We start from the raw sequence: 379 nt of genomic DNA, 5'->3' as shown, positions 1-379 counted from the left end.
TCAGCTCATCCATCACCAGCGCAATGAGAATGCGCCCCGCGCCTGGGAATACAATGCATTCGGTCAGGTGGTCTGTGCGACAGACCGTCTGCAACGTCAAATTCGCTATCAGTACAGCCCTGAAGGGCATCTGGTGAAAATTGAGAATGCCAACGATGGCCGCTATTTACTGAACCGGGATGCCGAAGGGCGCTTAATCGAAGAAATTCGTCCCGACGACACCTTAATCCAGTACGAATACAACGCGGCGGGCTTGTTGAGCACCGAACGGCGCCTGGGTGACCGCGTGTTCAAATACCCGGAACGTCGGGTACGCCAGCATTATGATGCGGCCGGTCAGTTGATTCAGCGGGAAACCTACACGGACACCTATCAGTAC

The 379-nt window shown here is 54.9% G+C and carries 1 protein-coding gene; it reads left to right on the top strand.

Going from position 1 to position 379, the window contains the following annotated elements; all coding sequences use genetic code 11:
* Positions 1-379, top strand: a 379-nt coding sequence (locus ABR397_RS23490; RefSeq protein WP_350307805.1) for a hypothetical protein, incomplete at both ends; no start/stop codon positions are given.

The sequence above is a fragment of the Photorhabdus viridis genome (assembly GCF_040256935.1).
Taxonomy (GTDB): Bacteria; Pseudomonadota; Gammaproteobacteria; order Enterobacterales; family Enterobacteriaceae; genus Photorhabdus; species Photorhabdus viridis.
The sequence above is the reverse complement of the archived record's forward strand: the minus strand, read 5'-3'. Positions and strand labels throughout refer to the sequence as shown.